26 protein-coding genes are annotated in these 25,617 nt (G+C 69.5%); 21 read left to right on the top strand and 5 right to left on the bottom strand.

What is annotated here, in order from left to right:
• Positions 1-48: 48 nt before the first annotated feature.
• The 7 genes from AC1VNX_RS05665 to AC1VNX_RS05635 all read left to right on the top strand — a co-directional run bounded on the left by AC1VNX_RS05665 (position 49) and on the right by AC1VNX_RS05635 (position 6,602).
• Positions 49-675 carry a CDP-alcohol phosphatidyltransferase family protein gene (locus AC1VNX_RS05665; protein WP_483155838.1) on the top strand — a complete coding sequence of 209 codons (627 nt, stop codon included), beginning with the start codon at positions 49-51 and terminating at the stop codon, positions 673-675.
• Positions 672-2,438, top strand: coding sequence for a bifunctional alpha/beta hydrolase/class I SAM-dependent methyltransferase (locus AC1VNX_RS05660; RefSeq protein WP_483155837.1), 1,767 nt, complete (start codon positions 672-674; stop codon positions 2,436-2,438). Before AC1VNX_RS05665 ends, AC1VNX_RS05660 begins: the two co-directional genes overlap by 4 nt.
• Positions 2,435-3,787, top strand: coding sequence for a phosphatase PAP2/dual specificity phosphatase family protein (locus tag AC1VNX_RS05655; RefSeq protein WP_483155836.1), 1,353 nt, complete (start codon positions 2,435-2,437; stop codon positions 3,785-3,787). The genes AC1VNX_RS05660 and AC1VNX_RS05655 overlap by 4 nt, the downstream gene beginning before the upstream one ends.
• Complete coding sequence (locus AC1VNX_RS05650) at positions 3,777-4,223, top strand: hypothetical protein (protein ID WP_483155835.1); 447 nt, start codon at positions 3,777-3,779, stop codon at positions 4,221-4,223. Before AC1VNX_RS05655 ends, AC1VNX_RS05650 begins: the two co-directional genes overlap by 11 nt.
• Before the next feature lie 123 nt (positions 4,224-4,346).
• Entirely contained in the window at positions 4,347-5,087 is a 741-nt protein-coding gene (locus AC1VNX_RS05645) for a lysophospholipid acyltransferase family protein (RefSeq protein ID WP_483155834.1), read from the top strand.
• Complete coding sequence (locus AC1VNX_RS05640) at positions 5,084-6,040, top strand: phosphatidate cytidylyltransferase (protein WP_301506287.1); 957 nt, start codon at positions 5,084-5,086, stop codon at positions 6,038-6,040. Before AC1VNX_RS05645 ends, AC1VNX_RS05640 begins: the two co-directional genes overlap by 4 nt.
• Before the next feature lie 46 nt (positions 6,041-6,086).
• Positions 6,087-6,602 carry a YdeI/OmpD-associated family protein gene (locus tag AC1VNX_RS05635; protein ID WP_483155833.1) on the top strand — a complete coding sequence of 172 codons (516 nt, stop codon included), beginning with the start codon at positions 6,087-6,089 and terminating at the stop codon, positions 6,600-6,602.
• Between the two features lie 18 nt (positions 6,603-6,620).
• Here the strand turns inward: AC1VNX_RS05635 and AC1VNX_RS05630 are convergent, their stop codons facing one another.
• Positions 6,621-7,232 (bottom strand): Crp/Fnr family transcriptional regulator, encoded by a 612-nt coding sequence (locus AC1VNX_RS05630; RefSeq protein WP_483155832.1) that lies wholly within the window; start codon positions 7,230-7,232, stop codon positions 6,621-6,623.
• Here AC1VNX_RS05630 and AC1VNX_RS05625 point away from each other — a divergent pair.
• The 8 genes from AC1VNX_RS05625 (at position 7,231) to AC1VNX_RS05590 (ending at position 16,813) form a co-directional block, all read left to right on the top strand.
• Positions 7,231-7,386, top strand: coding sequence for a hypothetical protein (locus tag AC1VNX_RS05625; RefSeq protein ID WP_354425458.1), 156 nt, complete (start codon positions 7,231-7,233; stop codon positions 7,384-7,386). The genes AC1VNX_RS05630 and AC1VNX_RS05625 overlap by 2 nt on opposite strands.
• Positions 7,387-7,521: 135 nt before the next feature.
• Positions 7,522-8,586 carry a porin gene (locus AC1VNX_RS05620; protein WP_483155831.1) on the top strand — a complete coding sequence of 355 codons (1,065 nt, stop codon included), beginning with the start codon at positions 7,522-7,524 and terminating at the stop codon, positions 8,584-8,586.
• Between the two features lie 26 nt (positions 8,587-8,612).
• Positions 8,613-10,724: an acetate--CoA ligase family protein gene (locus AC1VNX_RS05615; protein WP_483155830.1), complete on the top strand. Its 2,112-nt coding sequence runs from the start codon at positions 8,613-8,615 to the stop codon at positions 10,722-10,724.
• Positions 10,725-10,773: 49 nt separating this feature from the next.
• Positions 10,774-11,730 (top strand): Bug family tripartite tricarboxylate transporter substrate binding protein, encoded by a 957-nt coding sequence (locus AC1VNX_RS05610; RefSeq protein ID WP_483161884.1) that lies wholly within the window; start codon positions 10,774-10,776, stop codon positions 11,728-11,730.
• A gap of 8 nt (positions 11,731-11,738) precedes the next feature.
• Positions 11,739-13,154 carry a DUF1254 domain-containing protein gene (locus AC1VNX_RS05605; protein ID WP_483155829.1) on the top strand — a complete coding sequence of 472 codons (1,416 nt, stop codon included), beginning with the start codon at positions 11,739-11,741 and terminating at the stop codon, positions 13,152-13,154.
• 3 nt (positions 13,155-13,157) lie between these two features.
• Positions 13,158-14,501 (top strand): DUF1254 domain-containing protein, encoded by a 1,344-nt coding sequence (locus tag AC1VNX_RS05600; protein ID WP_483155828.1) that lies wholly within the window; start codon positions 13,158-13,160, stop codon positions 14,499-14,501.
• The gene (locus AC1VNX_RS05595; protein ID WP_483155827.1) at positions 14,498-15,769 is read left to right on the top strand and encodes an alkyl sulfatase dimerization domain-containing protein; all 1,272 of its coding nucleotides are present in this window, start codon (positions 14,498-14,500) and stop codon (positions 15,767-15,769) included. Before AC1VNX_RS05600 ends, AC1VNX_RS05595 begins: the two co-directional genes overlap by 4 nt.
• 42 nt (positions 15,770-15,811) lie before the next feature.
• Positions 15,812-16,813: a Bug family tripartite tricarboxylate transporter substrate binding protein gene (locus AC1VNX_RS05590; protein WP_483155826.1), complete on the top strand. Its 1,002-nt coding sequence runs from the start codon at positions 15,812-15,814 to the stop codon at positions 16,811-16,813.
• 18 nt (positions 16,814-16,831) lie between these two features.
• Here the strand turns inward: AC1VNX_RS05590 and ruvA are convergent, their stop codons facing one another.
• Complete coding sequence (gene ruvA / locus AC1VNX_RS05585; protein WP_295981100.1) at positions 16,832-17,404, bottom strand: Holliday junction branch migration protein RuvA; 573 nt, start codon at positions 17,402-17,404, stop codon at positions 16,832-16,834.
• A gap of 169 nt (positions 17,405-17,573) precedes the next feature.
• Here ruvA and AC1VNX_RS05580 point away from each other — a divergent pair, with 169 nt between their 5' ends.
• Positions 17,574-18,521, top strand: a complete 948-nt coding sequence (locus AC1VNX_RS05580; RefSeq protein ID WP_483155825.1) for a PhoH family protein — start codon at positions 17,574-17,576, stop codon at positions 18,519-18,521.
• Between the two features lies 1 nt (position 18,522).
• Positions 18,523-18,990, top strand: a complete 468-nt coding sequence (gene ybeY / locus AC1VNX_RS05575; protein WP_483155824.1) for an rRNA maturation RNase YbeY — start codon at positions 18,523-18,525, stop codon at positions 18,988-18,990.
• A gap of 9 nt (positions 18,991-18,999) precedes the next feature.
• Here ybeY and dtd read toward each other — a convergent pair whose 3' ends face one another.
• Both dtd and AC1VNX_RS05565 read right to left on the bottom strand, forming a co-directional pair.
• On the bottom strand, positions 19,000-19,443 hold the full coding sequence (gene dtd / locus AC1VNX_RS05570) for a D-aminoacyl-tRNA deacylase (protein WP_483155823.1): 444 nt from the start codon (positions 19,441-19,443) through the stop codon (positions 19,000-19,002).
• A complete protein-coding gene (locus tag AC1VNX_RS05565) occupies positions 19,440-20,357 on the bottom strand; it encodes a cation diffusion facilitator family transporter (protein WP_483155822.1) in 918 nt (305 codons plus the stop codon). Before AC1VNX_RS05565 ends, dtd begins: the two co-directional genes overlap by 4 nt.
• A gap of 156 nt (positions 20,358-20,513) precedes the next feature.
• Between AC1VNX_RS05565 and AC1VNX_RS05560 the strand changes: the two genes are divergently transcribed.
• Together AC1VNX_RS05560 and AC1VNX_RS05555 are read left to right on the top strand one after the other, a co-directional pair.
• Positions 20,514-21,065: a FecR family protein gene (locus AC1VNX_RS05560; RefSeq protein WP_483155821.1), complete on the top strand. Its 552-nt coding sequence runs from the start codon at positions 20,514-20,516 to the stop codon at positions 21,063-21,065.
• Positions 21,066-21,076: 11 nt separating this feature from the next.
• A complete protein-coding gene (locus AC1VNX_RS05555; protein ID WP_483155820.1) occupies positions 21,077-21,691 on the top strand; it encodes an OmpA family protein in 615 nt (204 codons plus the stop codon).
• A gap of 38 nt (positions 21,692-21,729) precedes the next feature.
• Here the strand turns inward: AC1VNX_RS05555 and tyrS are convergent, their stop codons facing one another.
• The gene (tyrS, locus tag AC1VNX_RS05550) at positions 21,730-22,938 is read right to left on the bottom strand and encodes a tyrosine--tRNA ligase (protein WP_483155819.1); all 1,209 of its coding nucleotides are present in this window, start codon (positions 22,936-22,938) and stop codon (positions 21,730-21,732) included.
• Between the two features lie 184 nt (positions 22,939-23,122).
• Between tyrS and AC1VNX_RS05545 the strand changes: the two genes are divergently transcribed.
• The gene (locus AC1VNX_RS05545) at positions 23,123-24,469 is read left to right on the top strand and encodes a peptidoglycan DD-metalloendopeptidase family protein (protein ID WP_483155818.1); all 1,347 of its coding nucleotides are present in this window, start codon (positions 23,123-23,125) and stop codon (positions 24,467-24,469) included.
• 10 nt (positions 24,470-24,479) lie between these two features.
• Positions 24,480-25,610 (top strand): anhydro-N-acetylmuramic acid kinase, encoded by a 1,131-nt coding sequence (locus tag AC1VNX_RS05540; RefSeq protein ID WP_483155817.1) that lies wholly within the window; start codon positions 24,480-24,482, stop codon positions 25,608-25,610.
• Positions 25,611-25,617: the final 7 nt, after the last annotated feature.

Below are 25,617 nucleotides of genomic sequence, written 5' to 3'. Positions count from 1 at the left end.
AGACTGGCAGAATGCTTCGGCACATAACAAACGAGGGGAAGACAGCACGTGTCGATCTACGAACTGAAGCCGCGTTTCCAGGCCCTGCTGCGGCCGCTGGTGGTCCGCCTGCATGCGATGGGCGTCACCGCCAACCAGGTCACGATGGCGGCATGCGTCGTTTCGGTCGCGCTCGGGCTCTGGCTTTTCTTCGCGGCGCCCTCGCTGGCGGCCTTCGGGCTCATCCCGCTGTGGATGTTCCTGCGCATGGCCTTCAACGCCATCGACGGCATGCTGGCGCGCGAGCACAACCAGCAGAGCAGGCTGGGCGCCTTCCTCAACGAACTGACCGACGTGGTCTCCGACGCCGCGCTGTACCTGCCTTTCGCGCTGGTGCAGCCCTTCGGCGGCTTCTGGGTCGGCACCGTCATCGTGCTGGCCGGGCTGAGCGAATTCGCCGGCGCGCTGGGCCCCACCGTGGGCGCCTCGCGCCGCTACGACGGCCCGCTGGGCAAGAGCGACCGGGCCTTCGTGTTCGGCGCGCTCGGCCTGTACGTGGCGCTGGGCGGGCCGCTGCCGGGCTGGACGGCCGTGCTGATGCCGCTGCTGGCCGCGCTCGTGGCCTGGACCATCACCAACCGCATCCGCCGGGCACTGGCGGAGGCTGACAACAAGAACTCCACAGGGACTCAATGACGAACACCACTCCACGCATCGCCGAGGAACTCCATTTCCAGACGCACGACGGCGAATCGCTCTTCTACCGCCGCTGGCCCGCCACGGGGGCCGCGCGGCGCGGCGCCGTGCTGCTGTTCCACCGCGGCCACGAGCACGGCGCGCGCATGGCCCACCTGGTCGACGAGCTCGACCTGCCCGACTTCGATTTCTACGCCTGGGACGCCCGCGGCCACGGCCGCTCGCCGGGCCAGCGCGGCTACAGCCCCAGCTTCGGCACCTCGGTGCGCGACGTGCAGACCTTCGTGCAGCACATCGGCACCGCCCACGGCGTGCCCGAGCAGGACATCCACGTGGTCGCGCAGAGCGTGGGCGCGGTGCTGATCGCCACCTGGGCGCACGACTACGCGCCCAAGGTGCGCGGCCTCACGCTGGCCTCGCCGGCTTTCAAGGTCAAGCTCTACGTGCCCTTCGCGCGGCCCGGCCTGGCGCTGATGCACAAGCTGCGCGGGCTGTTCTTCGTCAACAGCTACGTGAAGGCGAAGTTCCTCACGCACGACCCGGAGCGCATCGCCAGCTACGAGAGCGATCCGCTCATCAGCCGCCCCATCGCGGTCAACATCCTGCTGGGCCTTTATGAAGCGGCCGACCGCGTGGTGGCCGACGCCAACGCGATCACGCTGCCGGTGCAACTGCTCATCTCGGGCGCCGACTGGGTGGTGCACCACAAGCCGCAGCACCAGTTCTTCGAGCGGCTGGGCAGCGCGGTGAAGACCAAGGTCGAGCTGCCGGGCTTCTTCCACGACACGCTGGGCGAGAAAGACCGGGCCCCGGCCGTGGCGCAGATCCGCGAGTTCATCCTGCAGCGCTTCGACGAGCCCGCCGTGCCGGTGGACCGCCGCGAAGCGCACCTGAGCGGCGATACAGCCGAGGAGTCGCGCGCGCTGGCCGAGCCGCTCTCGCCCCTGTCGCCGCGCGGCGCCTACTGGGCCATGACCCGCGCCGGGCTGAAGCTGGGCGGCACCATGTCCGAGGGCATCAAGCTGGGCCACGCCACCGGCTTCGACTCGGGCAGCACGCTCGACTACGTCTACCGCAACCATCCGCAGGGCAGCTCGTTCATCGGCCGCTCCATCGACAAGACCTACCTGGAGTCGATCGGCTGGCGCGGCATCCGCCAGCGCAAGATCCACGTCGAGGAGCTGCTGCGCATCGCGATGGAGCGGCTGGCCGAGATGCACCGCGAGGTGCGCGTGATGGACATCGCCGCCGGCCACGGCCGCTACGTGCTCGACGCGGTGCTGGCGAGCCCCGTCAAGGCCAGCTCGATCCTGCTGCGCGACTACAGCGACATCAACGTGCGCGACGGCCGCGCGCTCATCGCCGAGAAGGGCCTGGAAGACATCGCCCAGTTCGTGCAGGCCGACGCCTTCGACCGCATGAGCCTCGCCAGCGTGACGCCGCGACCGACGCTGGCGGTGGTGTCGGGCCTGTACGAGCTGTTCCCCGACAACGAAATGGTGCGCCGCTCGCTCGCGGGCGTGGGCGACGCGGTGGAAGACCGCGGCTACCTGGTCTACACCGGCCAGCCCTGGCATCCGCAGCTGGAGATGATCGCGCGCGCCCTCACCAGCCACCGCCAGGGCGAGGCCTGGGTGATGCGCCGCCGCACGCAGTACGAAATGGACCAGCTGGTGGAAGAAGCCGGCTTCCGCAAGATCGACCAGCGGGTCGACGAGTGGGGCATCTTCACGGTGTCGCTGGCGGTGCGCGTCACGCAATGACGACCGCCCCGCCGGCACGACGGCCCTGGAAGCGCGCAGCCGCCTGGCTGGTGCTGCTGGGGCCGCTGTTCTACGCGACCTACGGCTTCGCCAACTGGTGGGCCACCACGCGCGCCAACGTGCCATCGATGGCCTTCGACTGGGAGCGGCACGTGCCGTTCTGGCCGTGGACCATCTTCCCGTACTGGACGATCAACGTCTTCTACGCGCTGTCCCTCTTCCTCGCTCGCAGCAAGCATGCGCTAGACCGGCATGCGCTGCGGCTGCTCACGGCCACCATCGTCGCCTGCACCTGCTTCGTGCTCTGGCCGCTGCACTTCAGCTTCGGGCAGCCGCCGGTCGACGGCGCGCCGGCCTTCCTGTTCAACGCGTTGCGGGGCTTCGACCAGCCCTTCAACCAGGCGCCTTCGCTGCACATCGCGCTGGCGGTGATCCTGTGGGACTGGTATCGCCAGTTCCTGAAGCCGTTGTGGGCGCGGCTGGTGCTGCACGCGTGGGCCTTCGCCATCTGCGCCTCGGTGCTCACGACCTGGCAGCACCACTTCATCGACATTCCGACCGGCGCGCTGCTCGGCATCTTCTGCGTGTGGCTGTGGCCGCTGGAGCGCGTGGTGGCCATGCCGCGCGCCTGGCGCACCACCCGTGATCCGCAGCGCTGGAAGCTGGCCGGTTTCTACGCGGTGGGCGCGGCGCTGTTCCTGGCTGCGGCGCTCTACGGCGGCGGCATCGCGCTGTGGCTCGCCTGGCCGGCCGCCTCGCTGGCGCTGGTGGCGCTGAACTACGTCGGCTTCGGCGCGCGCGGCTTCCAGATGGACGGCCGTGGCCACATGGCCTGGGCTGCGCGCTGGATGCTGGCGCCTTACCGGCTGGCCGCAGCCGTCAATGCCCGGCTCTGGACGCGCAGCCTGCCGGCTTCGGTCGAGGTGGTACCGGGGCTGCGGCTGGGCCGCCGGCCCACGCGCGCCGAGTGGCTGGCGGCCGGCCGGCCCCGGCTGGTGAGCCTGTGCGCCGAGCTGCAGCTGCCCACCGGCGTGCCGCACGCGCACTGCGTGCCGCTGCTCGACCTGACGGTGCCGCCCACGGTGCGCCTGCAGCGCGCGGCGACGGTCATCGAAGGCCAGCGCAGGAACGCGGACGGTGCCACAGTGTGGGTCTGCTGCGCGCTCGGCTTCTCGCGCAGCGCGGCGGCGGTGATCGCCTGGCTCGGCCGCTACGGCGCGGCCGGCGGCGTCGCCGAAGCCGAGGACACAGTGCGCCGGGCACGGCCGCAGATCGTGCTGCGGGGTGCGTGGCGGGTCTCGCTGGAGCCGTTCAAGCCCTTGCCGGAGGTGCCGCCCCATGACCGATGACAACGACAGAACCACCTGCGCCGCGCTCGCGGCGCTGCTGCGCGCGATGGCGCTGCTGGCCCTCTGGGGCTTCGCGCTCACCTGCATCTCGGCGCTGGTGCTCGCGCTGACGCTGCGCTCGCTCTCGACCACCGCCACCATGGGTTTCGGCGCGGTCGTCATCCTCGGCGCGCTGGAGCGCTACTTCGCGTTCCGGCTGCGCTTCGACGAGGCGCTGTTCGACGGCCTCGCGCGCAACACGGTGGCCTCGCTCGACGCGCTCGACCGCGCGCTCTCGTCCCTCGGGCTGCGCGAGCCGCCGCCTTCGCAGCATGCGCCCCGCCCGCTCGACGACCGCGTGCAGGGCACCCGCCAGCTCATGCAGCGCCACGCCATCGTGGTGGCCTGCCAGAGCGCATTGTTCCTACTAGCCTTGATGACACAGGACTTGTCATGACTCTCCCCCAGGCTTGCCCACTGCGTGTGGCCTCCTCCCCCTCGCCGGGGGCCGCACCGGCGGCCCGGCAAAGCCGGTTCCGCGGTGCGCACCGAACCAGGCATTCACGCCGGAGGCGACGCTTTGAGCGATAGCACAGACAAGCCCGAAAGCACCGTGCTGCGGCGCGGCCTCGCCATCGTGGCGGGCAAGCTCATCATCGGCGCGGCCGGGCTGCTGACCGGGGTGCGCGCCATCTGGTCGGGCTCCACGCCCAAGGCCGAGCAGACGCTGTACTTCGCCAACCACACCAGCCACGGCGACTTCGTGCTGCTGTGGGCCACCCTGCCGCCCGACCTGCGCGCGCTCACGCGCCCGGTGGCCGGGCAGGACTACTGGATGGCCTCGAAGCTACGCCAGTTCATCGGCATCGACGTGTTCAACGCGCTGATGATCCGCCGCGACGGCTCTGGCCAGGGCGAGAACCCGGTGGAGCAGATGAAGCAGGCACTCGACGCCGGCGACTCGCTCATCATGTTCCCCGAGGGCACGCGCAACACCGGCGACGAGATCCTGCTGCCGCTCAAGAGCGGTCTCTTCCACCTGGCGCGCGCCTGCCCCGGCGTGCGGCTGGTGCCGGTATGGATCGAGAACCTCAAGCGCGTGCTGCCCAAGGGCACGCTGGTGCCGATCCCGCTGGCGTGCACGGTGCGCTACGGCGCGCCAATCTCGCTGGCCGATGGCGAGGACAAGAACAGCTTCATCGCAAGGGCGCGAGCGGCCATGCTCGACCTGCGGCCCGAGTACGACCGCATCGAGGAGAACGGGAACGGAAGCGCAAACAGCGCCGGCAGCCAGAACGGCAACGCAGGGACCGCCGCATGATCGAGCTTTCTCCCTTCGCGTGGACCACGCTCAAGCTCTTCGGCGGCGTGGCCGGCGTTCTGGTGCTGGCCTCGGCCATCGGCGCGCTGCTGAAGTGGCAGGTGGCGCACGGCCAGCCGCACTCGGTGATCGACAACCTCAACTCGCGTGTCAACGCCTGGTGGGTGATGGTGGCGGTGATCGGCATCGCCTTCGCCTTCGGCAAGGGCGGCGTGATCATCCTGTTCTACCTGATCTCGTTCTATGCGCTGCGCGAGTTCATCAGCCTGGCCTATACGCGCCGGGGCGACCATGCGCCGATCGCGCTGGCCTTCTACCTCGCGCTGCCGGGGCAGTACTTCCTGATCTGGATCGACTGGTACGGGCTCTACGCCATCTACATCCCGGTCTACGCCTTCCTGCTGCTGCCGATCCTGGCGGCGGTGGGCGGCGACACGCGCCGCTTCCTTGAGCGCACCTCGAAGATCCAGTGGGGCCTGATGGTGTGCGTGTTCTGCATCAGCCACGTGCCCGCGCTGCTCACGCTGCAGATTCCGGGCTTCGAGGGCCGCAACCTGCTGCTGATCGCCTTCCTCGTGATCGTGGTGCAGGGCAGCGACGTGCTGCAGTACGTGTGGGGCAAGCTCTTCGGCAAGCGCAAGGTCGCGCCCGAGCTCTCGCCCTCCAAGACCTGGGAAGGCCTGATCGGCGGCGTGGCCAGCGCCACCGCGCTGGGCGCGGCGTTGTACTGGGCCACGCCCTTCAACCCGTGGCAGGCGGCGCTGATGTCGCTCACCATCTGCCTCATGGGCTTCTTCGGCGGCCTGGTGATGTCGGCCATCAAGCGCGACCGGGGCGTGAAGGACTGGGGTTCGATGATCGAAGGCCACGGCGGCATGCTCGACCGACTCGACTCGGTGATCTTCGCGGCACCCATCTACTTCCACGCGCTGCGCTACTGGTGGGTGCCATGACGGGCAAGACGGCGGAAGAGCGCGTCGCGCACGACACGCCCCTGGAGTGCGCCACCATGCCAGCGCCGCCGGAATATGGCTGCGCATCGCGAAGAAGGACAGCGGCATCGCCTCCGTCGACTACGCAGGCGCACTTGAAGAAGCGCTGTGCTGGGGCTGGATCGACGGCCAGCGCAGGAGCGACGACGCGCAGTACTTCCAGCAGCGCTTCACGCCGCGCACCAAGCGCAGCATCTGGTCGCAGATCAACCGCGCCAAGGTGCTCGAGCTCATCGAGGAAGGCCGCATGCAGCCGCCCGGCCATGCCGAGATCGAGCGCGCCAAGACCGACGGCCGCTGGGACGCGGCCTACGAAGGCGTCAGCGCCGCGACGGTGCCGCCCGACCTGCAGGCCGCGCTCGACGCCAACAGGAACGCCGCGAAGTTCTTCGCCACGCTCGATTCGCGCAACCGCTTCGCGGTGCTGTTCCGCACGCAAAGCGCGAAGAAGCCCGAGACCCGGGCGCGCCGCATCGCGCAGTTCGTCGAGATGCTGGCCAAGGGCGAGAAGATCCACCCCTGAGCCTGATCCGGCTCCTCCTCAGGTGCCGGCGGCGATGCGCGCCAGCCGCTCGGCGTCGACGATGCGGATGCGCTTGTAGCGCATGTCGATGGCGCCCTCTTCCACCAGGCGCCCCAGCTCCTTGTTGATGGTCTGGCGCGAGAGGCCGAGCATGGCCGCCAGGTCGTTCTGCGACAGCCGCACCAGCGGGCCGTCGGCGTCCTCTGCAGTTCCAGGCCCCTGCCCGCCGTAGAAGTGGATCAGGCTCATCAGCGTGGCGGCCACGCGCCCGTGGATGGAGTTGAGCATCTGGTTCTGCAGCAGCACGATGCTCAGCCGCTGGCGCTGAAGGCCCAGCTTGGCCACGTCGCGCCACAGCACAGGTTCGGCGTCGAGCACCGCGATCACGGCGTCGCTGGGCAGGTGGATGATCACCGAGTCCTCGTGCGCGTGGTAGTCGTAGGGCAGCGGCACGTCCTCCAGCAGGCGCACCAGCGGCGCCACCTGCCCCGGCCCGAGCAGCGCGTTGACGTACTTGCGCCCATGGGCGCTCATGCTGCTGATCTCCAGGCAGCCCGACACCACCACCAGCAGCTCGCGCCGGTGGCGGTCGTGCGCGAGAACCTGCGTGCGGCGGCTGTAGCGCTCCATGCGCGCGGACTTCATGAGCTCGGTGCGGCGCGCGTCGGGCCAGCGCGAGAACAGCTCGTTCCAGCGCAGCGCGCGCTCGATGAGCGCGGCGCTCTCTTCGGCGTTCCTGGGGGTTGAGCGGGGCGATCGGGTCAGCGGGTTCTCCCTGCCGTGATGTTCATGAATCTGTCAAAGCGTTGACAGATTCGGGAGGGCGTCATTTCTATCGTAAGCACCGGACATCCACAAGCACACAAGCGGCACCGGCATGCACGCGCATGCGGCAAGCCCTACCGGAGACAAGCAGCACATGAAGAAGACAGCAGCAGCCGGCCTCGCGCTGGCGGCTTACTCATCGCTCACGCTGGCGCAGAGCAGCGTGACCATCTACGGCACCGTCGACCTCTACATGGCCTTCGCCAAGTCGGGTGCCACCTCGTTGAAGCGGCTGGAAGACGGCGGCCAGACCGCCTCGCGCCTGGGCTTTCGCGGCACCGAGGACCTGGGCGGCGGCCTCAGCGCGCACTTCACGCTGGAGAGCGGCTTCGCGCCCGACACCGGCAACGGCACGCTGCCCGGGCCCGCCATGTCGTTCAGCCGGCAGTCCTTCGTCGGGCTGTCGGGGCCGTGGGGGCAGATCGACGCGGGCCGCATGTACACGCCGATGTTTTACACGCTGTTCAAGGCCGACCCCTACGGCGTGAACTCGGTGTTCTCGCCGATCAACCTGGTGGCCGCCACCGATGCCCAGCCGGGCCTCACGCCCTTCGCGGCGCGCGCCAGCAACATGGTCCGCTACCGCACGCCGGCCAGCAGCGACTTCTTCGCGGATATCGCCTATGCGCCGGGCGAATCGAGCGCGCCCAGCCACCAGAGCGGCAACTTCTACGGCGGCAGCGCGGGCTGGTCGCGCAAGCCCTACTACATCGCCTACGCATTCCAGCGCGCGCGCTCCGGCTCGGCCGCCGCGCCCGTGGCCCAGCCGGCCACCACCACCTACCAGGCGCTGAGCGGCGCCTACGAGTTGCCGGACATCGGCCTGCAGTTCTACGCCAACTACGTGCGCAACAGCTCGAGCCTGCCGCGCGTTCCCACGACGAAGCTCGCGAGCCTGGGCGTCACCTACAACGTGACGCCGGCCTCGAACCTGATGTTCGAGGCCATGCAGCGCAAGGTGGACGACTCCAGCCGCTCGCAGCTCGCGTGGACGCTGGGCTACGACTACTACCTGAGCAAGCGCACCGTGCTCTATGCGCGCTGGCTGCGCCTGCTCAACCGGCACGGCGCCTCGGCCTCGCTTGCGACGATCACCGTCGCGCCCGACAGCGGCGCCGGCGTGCGCGTGCTCGCCGCCGGCATCCGCCACAACTTCTGAAACCGCTCTTCTCTCCCGCTCTATCCATGGACTTCTTCTCGTCCCAGGCCGAATCGCTCTCGGCCCTGTTCGCGCCGCGCTCCATCGCGGTGGTCGGCGCCTCGTCCAACCCGCAGAAGATCGGCGGCATCCCGGTCGACTACCAGCGCCGCTTCGGCTTCGACGGCGCCCTATACCCGGTGAACCCCAACGCCGACCGCATCCAGGAGCTGCAGGCCTGGCCCGACCTGCGGTCCATCGGCAAGCCGGTGGACCTGGCCATCCTCGCCGTGCCCGCCGCGCTGGTCGACGCGTCGCTCGACGACGCCATCGCCGCGAAGGTGAAGGGCGTGGTGCTGTTCTCCTCGGGCTTCGCCGAAACCGGCGACGAAGGCACTGCCGCACAGCTGCGGCTCGGCGACAAGGCGCGCGCGGCTGGCGTTCGGCTCGTCGGCCCGAACTGCCTGGGCTTCATGAACATCGCGCGCAACGTCTACGCGACCTTCTCGCCGGCGCCCGGCGTGGGCCGCGTGGCTGCGGGGCGCATCGGGCTGGTGAGCCAGTCGGGCGCTTTCGGCGCATACGCGTACTCGATGGCGCGGGCGCGCGGCGTGGGCCTGTCGCTGTGGGCCACCACCGGCAACGAGGCCGACGTGCAGTTCGCCGACTGCCTGGCCTGGCTCGCGCAGGACCCGGCCACCGACGTGATCATGGGCTACATGGAAGGCTGCCGCGACGGCCCGCGCCTGCGCGCCGCGCTGGCCCTCGCGCAGGCGAACGGCAAGCCAGTGGTGATGGTGAAGGTCGGCAGCACGGCGCTGGGCGCGCAGGCGGCCGCCTCGCACACGGCCGCGCTGGCGGGCGACGACGCGGTGTACGACGCGGTGTTCCGCCAGTACGGCGTGCTGCGCGCGCGCAACCTCACCGAGTTCTTCGACCTCGCCCACAGCGCCGCCGTGGCCGGCCGGCCGCGCGACCGCTCGATCGGCCTCTTCACGCTCTCCGGCGGCGTGGGCGCGCTGATGGCCGACGAGGCCTCGGCGCAGGGCCTCGACGTGCAGCCGCTGAGCGATGCCGCACAAGACACGCTGCGCAGCTGGGTGCCCTTCGCGGCGCCGCGCAACCCGGTCGACATCACCGGGCAGGTCACCAACGACATGAGCCTGCTGGAGCGCAGCGCCCGCGTGATGCTCGACGACCGGGGCTTCGCGTCGTGGATGGGCTTCCTCGCGGCCGCGGGCGCATCGGATGCTTTCTGGCCGGTGCTGCGCGAACTGGTGGGCTCGCTGCGCGCGGCCCATCCCGACACGCTGCTGGCCATCAGCACGCTGCTGGCGCCGGAACGCCGCGCGGAGCTGGAAGCGATGCGCTGCCTGGTTTTCGCCGATCCGTCGGACGGCATCCGCACGATCGCCGCGCTCGCCGGGTTGAAGACCGGCGCTGTGCCTGCAGCGGCCATGACGCAGGATGCCGAGCCGCTGAAGCTCCCGGCCGGCACCATGTCCGAGCCCGACGCGCTCGCGCTGCTCGCCGAGGCAGGCGTACCCGTGGTCGAGCACCGCGTGGTGCGCAGCGCCGACGAGGCGGCCGCAGCGGCCGAGGCCATCGGCGATGCGGTGGTGGTGAAGATCGTGAGCGCGGACATCCCGCACAAATCGGACGTGGGCGGCGTGGCGCTCGGCCTGCGCGGCGCGGCGCAGGCGCGCGCGGCTTTCGAACGCACGCGCGACCATGCCCTTTCAGCACGGCCCGACGCGCGGCTCGACGGCGCGCTGGTGGCGCGCATGTCGACGGGGGGCGTCGAATGCATCGCTGGCGTGCACCGCGACCCGGTGTTCGGCCCGGTGCTGATGTTCGGCCTGGGCGGCATCCACGTCGAGACCCTGCGCGACGTGTCGCTGCGCGCGCTGCCGATCACGCGCGACGACGCGCTGGCCATGGTGCGCGAGTTGCGAGCCTTCGCGATCCTCGACGGCGCGCGCGGCCGTGCGCCCGTCGACCTCGACTCGATCGCCGATGCGCTATGCGCGCTGGCCGGCTTCGCGCTGCGCGCCGGCGATTCGCTCGACAGCGCCGAGATCAACCCCCTGATCGCGCGGCCGCGGGCCGACGGCAGCTGCGTGGCGGTCGACGCATTGGTCGTCGGGCGCGCCGGATGAACAACCATGGGAGACAGATCGCATGACGACATCGAAGACACAACTTGCCATGCTGGGCATCGCCATCGCGTTCGCCGCTGGCGGCGCGCACGCCGAAGCGGCTTTTCCGTCCAAGCCGCTGCGCATCATCGTGCAGTACCAGGCGGGCGGTTCCACCGACATCCTCGCGCGCATCGTCGCGGAAGGGCTGTCGAAGCGGCTGGGCCAGCCGGTGGTGGTCGAGAACCGCAGCGGCGCGGGCGGGATCATCGGCACCGACTACGTCGCCAAGAGTGCGCCCGACGGCTACACGCTGCTGCTGACGGTGCCGGGCCCGGTCACGGCGAACATGGTGCTCTACAGCAAGCTGCCCTACGACCCGCGCAGCGACCTGCGCATGGTCTCGGACATCGCCACCACGCGCACCGTGCTCGCCGTGCACCCGTCCGTGCCGGCGAAGGACTTCAAGAGCCTCATCGCCACGGTGAAGGCCGCGCCCGGCAAGTACACGATGGGCTCGTGGGGTCCCGGCACGCAGCCGCACCAGATCCAGGTCTACATGGACAAGACCTACGGCCTGCAGACGCTGCACGTGCCCTACAAGGGCGAGAGCCCGATGGCGGTGGACCTCATCAGCGGCGTCATCAACATGACCGTGGGCTCGGTCACCACGCTGCAGCCGTACATCGCGACCGGCAAGCTGCGCGCACTGGCCGTCGCCGGCCCGCGCCGCGCCAAGGCGCTGCCCGAGGTGCCGACCTTCGCCGAGCAGGGCTACGGCGACGAGGTCTATGCGCTCACCGGGCCGACCTCGCTGATGGCCCCGGCGAAGACACCCGATGCGGTGGTCGAGCGGCTGGGGCGCGAGGTCAGCGCGGTGATCCGCCAGCCCGAGGTCAGCCGCCGCATCGAGGAGCTGGGCGCCGAGCCGGTGGGGAACCTGCCGGCCGAGGCCACCGCAGCCTACAAGGCATTCCTCCCCGTGACGCTGCGGCTCACGCAGGCCACGGGCGTGAAGCTCGATTGAACCGATCCATGAATTCCAGCAAAGAGACATCCGACATGAACGCTCCCGACTCCAATCCCGCCGTCGCGCTCGCGCGCAGGGCGCTCGCCCGGTCCATCGGCCTGACCGCCTTCGTCTACGGCTATCCGCTCACCGAGACCTACCGTACCTGCGCCATGCAGACCGCGCCGCAGGCCGAACGCCGCGCCGGCACCTCGCACGGCTCGGACGTGCGCGCACCGGTGAACACGCTGCACCATGCCCCGCGCCCTTCCACCGATGAAGACCGCGACGTGGTGACGCCCGCCAACGACCTGCTCTACACCATCGCCTGGGTGCATCTGGCGCAGGGGCCGATGCTGCTGACCGTGCCCGCGTCGTCACGCCACCCCGGTCGCTATTTCGTGCTGCCGCTCTACGATGCCTACACCGAGAACTTCGAGAACCTGGGGCCGCGCAACTGCAACCCCGAGGGCGAGACGGTGGTGCTCGTCGGCCCCGGAGGCACGGTACCGCCGCAGCTCGCGGGCCATCGCGTGGTGCGCTGCCCGACCGATCTTGTCTGGCTGATCGGCCGCATCCTGGTCGGCGACGAGAGCGACTGGCCCGCCGCGCGCGCGCTGCAGTCGGAGATCAGGCTGGAGCCCGCCCCCGGCACCGTGCCTCAGGGAAGGCCCGCCGCCGTCGAGCATTGGGCCGGCCCGCCGGTGGATGCCATGGCCGCCGCCTTCGAGAACGGCGAGCCGGCCGCGCAGGTGGCGCCGCGCTTCTTCACCAACATGTGCCGGGAGCTCGCCGAGGCGCCGGGCCGCGTGGAAGACCGCGCGCTGGTCGCCTGGTTCGGCCAGGCCGGGCTGCGGCCGGATGCGGCGTTCTCATGGGAAGCGCTGGACGAGCCCACGCGCGAAGGCCTGATCGAGGGCTTCGCCGAAGGCGTGCAGCTGGTCGGCGCCGTGGGCCGCAACCGCCGTCCCAAGCCGTGGTCGATGACGCCTTCCACCGGCCGCTACGGCAACGAGTTCCTCGGCCGCGCCCGCACCGCCTACCTGGGCCTGGGCGCGCTGGCCACCAGCGAGGCGGTGTACGCCGCCGCGCACTACGACGAGAAGCAGGAGCCGCTGGACGGCAGGCGCAGCTACACGATGCGATTCGAGGCCGACGACATGCCGCCCGCGGACGCCTTCTGGTCGGTGACGCTCTACGACGCCGATCGCTTTCTCTACCCCAACGAGATCAGGCGCCACGCCATCGGCGACCGCACGCCCGGCCTGAAGCGCGCGGCCGACGGCAGCCTGGAAATCGAGCTCGGCCATGAACGCCCGGCCGACACGTCCAACTGGCTGCCCGCGCCGGCGGGCCGCTTCTACCTGATCCTGCGCATGTACTACCCGCGCGAGGGCGTGCAGAGCTGGCGCATTCCTGCCCTGCGGGCACGGGAGGCCTGAGCGATGCAGACCACGACCATCGACGACGGACTGCGCACGCTGGCCGAGGAGGCCGTCATCTACGCCTTTCCGCTCTACGAGATGAGCCGCATGCGCGCCGCCACCTCGCCGCAGCGCACCGACGCGGCGGGAGAAGCGCCAAAGCCCCATCGCTGGTGCAACGTGTTCACCCACGCCCGCCAGCTGCTGGGCGCGGGCAAGAGCCGCGTGGTGACGCCGAACAACGACACGCTCTACACCAACGCCTGGCTGGACCTGGGCGACGGCCCGCTGGTGATCGACGCGCCCGACACGGCCGGGCGCTACTACGTGCTGGGCCTGCTGGACTTCTACACGAACCCCTTCGCGCACATCGGCCAGCGGCTCACCGGAACGGCGGCGCGATCCTTTCTCGTCACGCCGCCGGGCTGGCGCGGGGACGTGCCGGCCGCATTCGCGCAGCCCGGTTCGCACATCGAGGCATCGACGCGCTGGCTGTGGGTCATCGGCCGCATCCTGGTCGACGGGCCGGGCGACGTGCCTGCGGTCAACGCGCTGCAGGACGGCTTCGTCGTGCGCACGCTCGGCGACTGGCAGGCCGGCAAGGCATCGTCGATGCCGCAGCACTTCGATCCGGGCTGCGACCCGAAGGCACCGCTGGACGCCGGGCACTTCGCGACGCAGGTGAACCGCGCGCTGCGCGAGAACCTGCCGCCCGCGCGCGATGCCGCTGTACTCGCCCGCTTCGCCCGGCTCGGACTGGGCCCCGATGCCGACACACCCGACGAAACGCAGCTCAGCCTGCTGCAGGACGCGCTCGATGCCGTGCTGCCGCGCCTGCGCAATGCGCAGTCGGGCACCACGGCGCCTTCCGGCTGGGTGCAGATGCCGCTGGTCGAGGGCAGCTTCGGCGACGACCACCTGGCGCGCGCGCTGGTGGCGCTCAAGTACATCGGCATGCTCGAAAGCCGCGAGGCGACCTATCCGCTGGCGTGGCACGACGCTTCCGGACGCAAGCTCGACGGCAGCGGCCGCTACACGCTGCGCTTCGCGCCCGGCGCGCTGCCGCCGGTCGATGCCTTCTGGTCGCTCACGATGTACGACAGCCGCGACTACATGCTGGTGGACAACCCCATCGACCGCTACGCCATCGGCGACCGCACGCCCGGACTGCGCCGCGACGCGGACGGCGGACTCACGCTGCACATCCAGCATGCGCGGCCAGAAGACGATGCCGCGCAGGCGAACTGGCTTCCGGCGCCCGCCGGCGATTTCTATCTGTGCCTGCGCGCCTATGTGCCGCGCGAGGAAATGCTGGACGGCCGCTATGCGCTGCCGGCACTGGTCCGTATCGGGGAGGCCGCATGAGCACGAACAACATTACGAGCAACACTGAACAGGAAAAGCCCTTCCTCATCGTCGGCACGGGCACCGAGACGGTGGCGCCGGGGCTGCACATCCTGCGCGGTCAGGGACAGTCCTTCGTGGCCGAGACCGATGCCGGCCTCGTCGTGATCGACGCCGGGCCGGGCGGCGCGGTGACGCAGGGCATGATCGACGCGGTGCGCCAGATCAGCAACGCGCCGCTGCATGCGCTGTGCTTCAGCCACGGGCACGTGGGCTACAACTCCGGCGTGCCGATGTGGCTTGCGCACGCCGCGCAGCGCGGGGATGCGCCGCCGCGCGTCATCGCACACCGCAACGTGCCAAAGCGCCATGCGCGCTACCGCGAGACCGAGGCGCTGCAGCACCGCATGGCCGAGATCCAGTTCAACCGGCCCGCCGGCTTCTTCGACCGCCGGCTCGCCATGCACCCGCCCACGGAGACCTTCGACGACCGGCTGCAGATCGGCCCGGGCGAGAGCCGCATCGAGCTGCGCTGGGCGCCATCGGAAACCGACGACGCGATCGCTCTGTGGAGCCCCTCGCAGCGGGTGCTGTACGGCGGCGCGGCGCTGATCGACTCGATTCCCAACATCGGCACGCCCTTTCGCACGATGCGCGACACGGTGCGCTGGGCCGACACGCTCGAAGCGCTCGCCGCACTGGGCGCGCGCAAGGCGGTGCGCGAGTTCGGCGCAACGCTGGATGGCGAGGAGCAGGTGCGGCACGTGCTCACCCACACCGCGCGTGCGCTGCGCTGGCTGCGCGCCGAGGTCGTGCGGCTGATGAACGAGGGGCACAACGAGCGCGGCGTGCTGGCGCGCATCCGTTTTCCCGACGAGCTGTTCGGCGTCGAGTGGATGAAGCCCACGTATGGCGACCCCGGCTACATCGTGCGCGACATCTACCGCTCGGAGAACGGCTGGTGGGACCGCAACCCGACCTCGCTGCACCCCGAGGCGCCCGAGGCCATCGGCCGGGCCGTGGCGGAGGCCATCACCGACAAGCGCGGCGTGATCGCGCGCGCATGCGGCATCGCCAAGGAAGGCCGCTGGCAGCTCGCGCTGCACGTGATCGACCTGCTGGCCACCGCCGAGGGCGACGCACCCGAGATCGCGGAGGCCCGATCGCTGAAGGCCGAATGGCTGCGCGAGCGCGCGCGTCAGGTGCCGAGTTACGTGTCGCGCAACCTGTATCGCGTGGGCGCGGACATGATCGAGCAGGGAACGCAGGCGCGCTTCGGCATTCACTGAATGAGAGACAGACAGTCAGATAGAGAGACCAGGAGACAAGACATGAGAACCACAACACTTCTTGGACGCCACCTGCGCACCCTGGCCCTGGGCGCGCTCGCGGCCTGCGTCATGGCCTCGGTCCATGCGCAGGGCGATGCCGACGCCTATCCCGACAAGCCGGTGACGCTGATCGTGCCCACGGCGGCGGCGGGCGGCACCGACACCATCTCGCGGCTGATCGCGGACGCGCTCTCCAAGTCGCTGAAGCAGCCCTTCATCATCGACAACCGCCCGGGCGCCAACGGCATCCTCGGCACCGAGCTCGCGGCGCGCGCCACGCCCGACGGCTACAAGCTGCTGTTCACCTACGCCGCGGCGATGGTGGTGAACCCCAGCCTCTACAAGAAGCTGCCCTACGACCCGCTGAAGGACTTCGCGCCCGTGGCGCAGATCGGGCGCGGCGGCAACCTGCTGCTGGTGCGGCCGGACCTGCCGGTGAAGACGCTCAAGGAGTTCGTCGCCTACGCCAAGGCGCGCCCAGGCAAGCTCAACTACTGCTCGTGGGGCAACGGCTCCGGCGGCCACCTCGCGATGGAGAGCCTGCGCAAGCAAGCAGGCCTGTCGCTGACGCATGTGCCCTACAAGGGCAGCGGCCCCTGCGTGCAGGACCTGATGGGCGGGCAGGTGGACGCGGCCTTCGCCGACATGTCGTCGACGGTGGAACTGGTGCGCGCCGGGCGCCTGAAGGCGCTGGCCAACAGCGGCCCCTCGCGCATTCCGATGCTGCCCGACGTGCCGACGATGACGGAGGCCGGCTACCCCTTCACGAACTACTCGTGGTACGGCCTGCTGGCGCCCGCGAAGACGCCGCCGGCCATCGTGAAGAAGCTCAACGTGGCGGTGAACCAGGTGCTGAAGGACCCGGCCGTGTTGCAGCGCCTGCGCGAACTCAACTTCACCGACCTGCCGCAGAACACGTCCGAGCAGTTCGCCGCGACGATGCAGAAGGACCTGCACGACTGGAACGTGCTGGTGAAGGACATCGGCCTCACGCTGGAGTGAGGCCGGGCCGCGCCGGCCCTACTTCGCCAGCGATTTCAGCGCCAGCTTGATGCCCTCGCTCACCGTCGCGTCCTTCGGCAGCGCCTTCAGCGCGAGGGCGGCTTCCTTGTCGCTGTAGCCCAGCGCGACCAGCGCCTGCAGGATGTCGGCCTGCGCGTCGGAGGCAGCGTGCGCCGGCAGGCCGATGTCGGCGCCGAGCTTGCCCTTCAACTCCAGCAGCAAGCGCTCAGCGGTCTTCTTGCCGATGCCCGGGATCTTCACCAGCCGGCCCAGCTCCTGCGTGGTGATCGCCTGCGAGAGTTCGCCCACGCTCATGCCCGAGAGCAGGCCCAGCGCGGTGCGCGGGCCCACGCCGGTGATCTTGATGAGCTGGCGGAAGGCGGCGCGCTCTTCCGCCGTGCCGAAGCCGTAGAGAATCTGCGCGTCCTCGCGCACGACGAAGTGCGTGAGCAGCGACACCTTGGTGCCGACGTTCGGCAGGTTGTAGAACGTGCTCATCGGCACGTCGACCTCGTAGCCGACGCCGTTGCAGTCGACAACCACCTGCGGCGGGTTGCGTTCGGCCAGCGTGCCGGTCAGTTTGCCTATCATTGGCTCCCCCCCGTTGCTTGCTCACTTCGTGTAGCCGCTTCCCCCCTCAAGGGGGCAACACCGGCGGCCCGGCAAAGCCGGTTCCGCGGTGTTCCCTGCCTTGGACTGCGTTTTTTCGAGCGTGGCTGGTCTTGCATAGGGCTGCTGATTAGATGGAAATGGATACCGCGTGATTCTGCGACACACCTTTACCCCACTGAACAATTCGCGCCTCAGCCACCTGTGCGGTCCTCTGGACGCCCACCTGCGCCGCATCGAGGACGCGCTGGGCGTGAAGATCGCGCACCGCCACGAGCAGTTCAAGGTCGACGGCCCCAAGGCCCCGGCGCAGCGCGCCATGGACGTGCTGCAGGCGCTCTACGAGATCGCCCAGCGGCCGATCGACGCTGCGGTGGTGCAGCTCACGCTGGCCGGCGACGGCGGCATGCTCGAGGGCGACGAGGACGTCGCGCTGCTCGTCACCCGCCGCGGCGACCTGCGCCCGCGCACGCCGACGCAGGCCATCTACCTGGACAACATCGCCAAGCACGACATCACCTTCGGCATCGGCCCGGCCGGCACCGGCAAGACCTACCTGGCGGTGGCCTGCGCGGTCGATGCGCTGGAGCGCGCCGCGGTGCAGCGCATCGTGCTGACCCGACCGGCGGTGGAAGCGGGCGAGCGGCTGGGTTTTCTGCCGGGCGACCTGACACAGAAGGTGGACCCGTACCTGCGACCGCTGTACGACGCTCTCTACGACCTGATGGGCTACGAGAAGGTGCAGAAGGCCTTCGAGCGCAACGCGCTCGAAATCGCGCCGCTGGCCTTCATGCGCGGGCGGACGCTGAACAACGCCTTCGTGATCCTTGACGAGGCGCAGAACACCACGCCCGAGCAGATGAAGATGTTCCTCACGCGCATCGGCTTCGGCGCGCGCGCGGTGGTGACGGGCGACGTGAGCCAGATCGACCTGCCGAAGAGCCAGTTGAGCGGCCTGATCGACGCGGAGCGCGTGCTCAAGCGCGTGAACGGCATCGCCATGACGCACTTCACGAGCGCGGACGTGGTGCGCCACCCGCTGGTGGCGAAGATCGTCGATGCCTACGACAGCCAGCGCAAGCGCGCGGGGAGCCACTGAGATGGCGGCATCGAAGCTACCGGCGCTTTCGCTCTCGCTGCAGTTCGGCCGCTTCAAGGGTGTGGAGCGCCATCGCACGGCGCTGCCGCGCCACAGCGTGACGCGCTGGATTCGCCACGCGCTGGACATCGACGGCGAGATCACGGTGCGCATCGTCGATGCCGACGAGGGCCAGCGCCTGAACCGCGAGTTCCGCGGCAAGGACTACGCGACCAACGTGCTCACCTTCGACTACGCGCAAAGCCCGCTGGTGATGGCCGACCTGGTGCTGTGCGCGCCGGTGGTGGCGCGCGAGGCGAAGGAAAACCGCAAGACGCTGGCCGACCACTACGCCCACCTGCTGGTGCACGGCACGCTGCACGCGCAGGGCTGGGACCACGAGACCAGCGAGGCCGACGCCGACGAGATGGAGGCGTACGAGATCGAGATCCTCGCGGGGCTGGGCATCCGCAGCCCCTACGGCAAGTAGGCCGGGGATCTACGCCGTCATCTGCAGCGGGATCGTGACCGGCCCGTCGTTCAGCAGATGCACCTGCATGTCGGCGCCGAATTCGCCGGTGGCCACCACCGGATGCGCGGCACGGGCCTGCGCCACGAAGTATTCGTAGAGGCGCCGTCCTTCGTCGGGCGGCGCGGCCTGGGTGAAGCTGGGGCGATTGCCCGCGCTCGCGTCGGCCGCCAGCGTGAACTGGCTCACCACCAGCAGGCCGCCGCCGATGTCCTGCACGCTGCGGTTCATCTTGCCGGCGTCGTCGGCAAAGATGCGCAGCTTGAGGATCTTGGCGAGCATGCGGTCGGCGAGCGCGTCGACGTCGCCGCGCTCGGCGCACAGCAGCACGAGCAGGCCCGCATCGATGGCGCCGACGGTGCGCCCGGAAATGTCGACGCGGGCATGCGCCACGCGCTGGAGAACGGCTTTCATAGGGGGTGATGTTCGCCGGCCTGGGTGGCGCGGGCTTCCATGGTCAAGGGCAACAGCTGGATGGTGACGCGCAGGCCGGGCACGGCGTCCATGAGCGCCTGCTCCAGCACGTCGCGCATGTTGGCGGCGTGCTGCAGCGTCCAGTCGCCGGGCACGTGCATGTGCAGGTCGGCGAAGCGGCGCTGGCCGGCGCTTCGCGTGACCATGTCGTCGAAGCGCAGCCTCGTGCCTTCGGGCACGCGAGCGGCGAAGGCGTCGATCGTGGCGCGCACGGTGGCGAGGGTTTCGGGGTCGAGGGCCTTGTCCATCAGGCCTTGCGAGGAACGCCACACCAGCTTGACGCCCTCGCGCGCGATGTTCAGCGCGACGCCGATGGCCAGCACCGGGTCGAGCCAGAGCCAGCCGGTGAACATCACGCCGACGATGCCGACCAGCACGGCGGCGGAGGTCCAGACGTCGGCCATCAGGTGGCGGCCGTCGGCCTCCAGCGCGATCGAGCGGTGGGCGCGCGCCGCGCGGAACAGCAGGAAGGCCAGCCCCGCGTTGAAGCCCGAGCTGAGCACTGAGAGCGCCAGGCCCCAGCCCAGCTGCTCCAGCGGCTGAGGCGACAGCAGGCGCTGCACCGAGACCCAGAGAATGGCGAAGGCGGCGCCGACGATCAGGATGCCCTCGAAGCCCGAGGAGAAATACTCGGCCTTGTGGTGGCCGTAGGGATGATCGTCGTCGGCCGGCCGCTCGGCGATAGTGACCATGGCCAGCGCGAAGACGGCGCTCGCGAGGTTCACGAAGGACTCCATGGCGTCCGAGATCAGGCCCATGGAGTTGGTCATGTAACCGGCCAATCCCTTGAGCGCGATCGTGACCAAAGCCACGGCAATCGAGGCGCGCAGCAGTGTCTTTGGGGTAAACATCATGCAAATACCATCAGGAACGGAGCAGGAAGCAACGCGAAAAGCGGTAAAAGACCGCAGAAACAGCCTGAATTATCGGCCTCGTGTCCATATGTAACGCCTTCGCATTAATAATGTTTGGCAAACGTTGCGCAACTGTTATTCGCAGAGAGCCAGATGATGAAAAACCTCGTGACCGCCCTCGGCAGCCTCGCCCTCGCGGGAGCCGCCATGCTGGCGCAGGCCCAGACGCCGCCGGCCGCACCCGCGGCCTCCCCCGCGACTGTTCCCGCTCCCGCAGCAGCCGTGCCTGCGCCAGTGCCTGCCACTGCCGCCGCCAAGGCCGATCTCCAGGCCGGCTTCGTGAAGTCGGTGCGCGGCAGCGTCCAACTGCTCAACGGCGCAGGCGCCGCTCGCACGGCAAGCCCCGGTGACCCACTGGGCGCGGTGGACCGCATCGTGACCGGCCCCGACTCCTCCGCCGCCGTGGTGCTGCGCGACGACACGACGCTTGTGGTGGGCCCCTCCTCGCGGCTCGATCTCAAGGAATTCCATTTCGACGGCACGACGCGCGACGGCGGCATCCTGCTCTCTCTGCTGCGCGGCTCCATGCGCATGATCACCGGCCTCATCGGCAAGACCAACCCCGACGCGGTGCGGATCGAGACGCAGACTGCCACCATCGGCATTCGCGGCACCGACTTCATCGTGCAAGCCGACGGCCAGCCATGATGAAAACCACGATGCCCCGACAGATCCGCTTCGCATCCCTCCTCGCGACCATGCTGGCCACCGTGCTGCTGGCCGCGTGCTCCACGCCCGGCACGCGGGTGGTGCTGCTGCCGCAGGCCGACGGCAAGCCCTCGGCCGTGGTGGTTCGCGCCAAGGATGGCGAGGAAGTACTCTCCACGCCTTACCAGCGTGCCACGGCCGCGGTCGGCGCCAAGGGCGCGCCGGTGGTCGACAACGTCGATCCGGCCAAGGTGCAGGCGGAGAACAAGCCGCTGTTCGACATGCGCCCGCCCCCGCCCCAGCGCTACACGGTGTATTTCGAACTGGGCGGCACCACGCTGACGGCGGCGTCGCAGCAGATCATGAGCGAAGCGCTGGCGGCAGCCCTGGCACGCAGCGGCGGCGACATCGTGGTCACCGGTCACACCGACACCAAGGGCAACGGCGACCAGAACGACGAGCTGTCGCGCCGCCGGGCGCAGGAAGTGGCCCAGCTCTTCGTGGAGCGCCAGTTCCCGGCCAACCGCATCGAGGCCGTGGGCCGCGGCGAGCGCGACCTGGCCATCCAGACCGCCGACGACGTGGACGAGCCGCGCAACCGGCGCGTCACCATCGAGGTCCGCTAATTAAATAGAGGGATTGGGCAGGTCGCCCCGGAGGGCGATCAGCTCAGGGTCACGCGCGCGAACTTGCGCTTGCCGACCTGCACCACGTAGCTGCCTGCGGGCAGCTTCAGCGCCTTGTCGCTGACCACGGCGGAGTCGATCCGCACGCCGCCGCCGTCGATCAGGCGGTTGCCCTCCGAGGTCGAGGGCGCAAGGTTCGCCTGCTTGAGCACCTGGGCGATGCCCAGCGGCGCGCCCGACAGCGATACCTCCGGAATCTCGTCCGGCACGCCGCCCTTGCTGCGGTTGATGAAGTCCTGCTCGGCCGCGTCCGCCGCTGCCGCATTGTGGAAGCGGGTGGTGATTTCCTTGGCCAGCGCGACCTTGGCGTCCTTCGGGTTGCGCCCTCCCTCGACCTCGGCCTTCAGCGCCGCGATCTGCTCCAGCGACTGGAAGCTCAGCAGGGTGTACCAGCGCCACATCAGGTCGTCGGAGATCGACAGCACCTTGGCGAACATGGTGTTGGCGTCTTCGCTGATGCCGATGTAGTTGTTCTTGCTCTTGGACATCTTCTCGACGCCGTCGAGCCCTTCCAGCAGCGGCATAGTGAGGATGCACTGCGGTTCCTGCCCGTATTCCTGCTGGAGATGGCGGCCGACGAGCAGGTTGAACTTCTGGTCGGTGCCGCCCAGTTCCAGGTCGCTCTTGAGCGCGACCGAGTCGTAGCCCTGCATCAGCGGGTAGAGGAATTCGTGCACCGAGATCGACTGGCCAGCCTTGAAGCGCTTGTTGAAGTCGTCGCGCTCCATCATCCGGGCCACCGTGTACTTGGCGGCAAGCTGGATCATGCCGCGGGCGCCCAGGGGATCGCTCCATTCGGAGTTGTAGCGGATCTCGGTCTTCTCGGGGTCCAGCACCAGGCTGGCCTGCTTGTAGTAGGTCTGGGCGTTGGCCTCGATCTGCTCGCGAGTGAGCGGCGGGCGGGTGCTGTTGCGGCCGGACGGGTCGCCGATGGTGGTGGTGAAGTCGCCGATCAGGAAGATCACCCGGTGGCCCAGGTCCTGCAGCTGGCGCATCTTGTTGAGCACCACGGTGTGGCCGACGTGGATGTCCGGCGCGGTCGGGTCCAGGCCCAGCTTGATGCGCAGCGGGGTTCCGGTCGCTTCGGAGCGCTGGAGCTTGCGCACCCATTCGTCCTGCGGCAGCAACTCGTCGGCGCCCCGGAGGGAGATTTCGAGCGCGCGTCCTACACTATTCGAGAGGCTCATGGATGTAACAGATTCGGCCTTTACGGGCTTTTTTGGCTGATTTTTGGGGTGCCGAAGCTATACTCAGCCCGACTTTTCTAGCGCCGAATTCTAAGCGGCGCTCTTTCCGCACCGTCTCCTGCCGCCCTGAACGTTACTGGGCCTTGCAGCACGGACCTGCAGAACCTGAGCTGGAATTCAAAGTTTGATCAACGGCATTCTTGCCGCCGAGGAGCTTCTCGCTTCTCGCGTGGCCTATACATTCCGGACGTACCCCAGGCAGATCACCGCGGTCATCGCCGCCGCGCTGCTGAGCGCCGGCACTCTCGCTGTGGCATCGCTCGGTCCGGACGCATCCGACCTCCCGGTCCACCAGATCCTCGAAGCCACGACGCCCGTCTCGTTCGCCGACCAGAGCGACTCGCTCGAAAGCTTCAGCTTCACCCTCTTCCGCACCGACGTCACCCGCTCCAGCGACACGGCCGATGCGCTCATGAAGCGCCTGGGCATTTCCGACCCGGCAGCCACCGCCTTCGTGCGCGGCAGCGTCGAGGCCCGCAACGCGCTCTTCTCGCGCGCCGGCCGCACCGTGACGGCCGAGGCCACGCAGGAAAACCAGCTCAAGAAGCTCAGCGCACGCTGGATTCCCGACGGCGACGGCGGCTTCAAGCGCTTCGTCATCGAGCGCACGCCCACCGGCTTCGCCGGCGTGACCGAGCGCGATTCGCTCACGCCAGGCACGCGCCTGGCGAGCGGCACCATCCGCACCTCGCTCTTCGCCGCCACCGACGACTCGCGCATTCCCGACGCGGTGGCGAGCCAGCTGGCCGACATCTTCGCGGGCGACGTCGACGTGCGTGCGCTGCGCAAGGGCGATCGCTTCGCCGTGGTGTACGAGACCTTCGAAGCCGACGGGCAGGCGCTGCGCAGCGGCCGCGTGCTGTCGGCCGAGTTCGAGAACAACGGCAAGATCCACCAGGCCGTCTGGTTCCAGCCCCCGGGCGCGGGCCAGAAGGGCAGCTACTACCGCCCGAACGGCGACAGCCTGCGCAAGGCCTACCTGGCAACGCCGGTCGAGTTCTCGCGCGTGTCCAGCGGCTTCGCGATGCGCATGCACCCGATCCTGAACAGCTGGCGCCAGCACAACGGCATCGACTACGCGGCACCTACCGGCACTTCGGTACGCTCGGTCGGCGACGGCACGGTCGACTTCGCCGGTACGCAGAACGGCTACGGCAACATCGTCATCATCAACCACCGCAACAATCAGCAGACGGCATACGCTCACCTGAGCCGCATCGACGTCAAGGCCGGCCAGGCGGTGAGCCAGGGCCAGACGGTCGGCGCGGTGGGCTCCACCGGCTGGGCCACCGGTCCGCACCTGCACTTCGAATTCCGCGTGGGCGGCGTCTATCAAGACCCGGCTTCCATCGCACAGGAAGGCGGTGCACCGATCACCGCCGCCATGCGCCCCGCCTTCGAGCGCATCGCCACGGGCGCGCGCACCGAGCTGGCCGCGGCTTTCTCCGTCATCCAGGCCAGCGCCGACTGACCTCCCGGCAATGGCGGCCGAGGAGCTCTTCATCGGTCTCATGTCGGGCACCTCGCTCGATGGTGTCGATGGCGTGCTCGCCGACTTTTCAGACGGCCGCATCGCGGTCCGCTCTTACGCCACCGCCCAGTTTCCGGTGGCATTGCGCGCCGAACTGCTGGCGCTGAACACGCCGGGCGACAACGAACTGCATCGCGCGGCACTGGCCGGCAACGGGCTGGCCCGCGCCTACGCCGGCGTCGTCGCCCAGCTGCTGGCCGACAGCGGCACCGATGCCACCGCGGTCACCGCCATCGGCGCGCATGGCCAGACCGTGCGGCACCGGCCGCTCGAGTTCGACGAGGTCGGCTACACGCTCCAGATCAACAACCCCTCGCTGCTGGCCGAGCTGACGGGCATCGACGTGGTGGCCGATTTCCGCAGCCGCGACCTCGCGGCCGGCGGCCAGGGCGCGCCGCTGGTGCCGGCATTCCACCGCGCGCTGTTCGCCAGGCCCGACGAGACGGTCGCGGTGCTGAACATCGGCGGCATCTCCAACCTGAGCCTGCTGCCGGCCACCAACAGGCCGGCAGGCGCGCCCACGGTGCTCGGCTTCGACTGCGGCCCCGGCAATGCGCTGATGGACCACTGGTGCCAGGCCCACCAGGGCCAGCCCTTCGACCGCGGCGGCCAGTGGGCAGCCAGCGGAAAGGTACTGCCCGGCCTGCTCGCGCAGCTCTTGGCCGACCCGTATTTCGCCCGGACCCCGCCCAAGAGCACCGGCCGCGACCTGTTCAACCCTGACTGGCTCGCCGCGCAACTCGGCACCGCGACCATGGCGCCCGAAGATGTGCAGGCCACGCTGGCAGAGCTGACCGCCCACGCCTGCGCGGCGGATCTCAAGAGCTACGGAAAAGATAGCGAGCTGCTGATCGTCTGCGGCGGCGGCGCGCTGAACGACCACCTGCTCGAGCGGCTGCGCGCCCTGCTGCCGGGCGTGACGGTCGCGGCGTCCACCGATCACGGCCTGCCGCCCCTGCAGGTCGAGGCCGCCGCCTTCGCCTGGCTTGCCCGCGCCAGCGTGCGCCGCGAGCCGGGCAACCTCGCCAGCGTGACCGGCGCACGCGGCGCCCGGGTGCTGGGCGCGATCTACCCGGCCTGAGACAAGC

Source organism: Variovorax sp. TLI9-5A (assembly GCF_056867935.1).
This window is presented reverse-complemented; position numbering and strand designations above follow the sequence as displayed.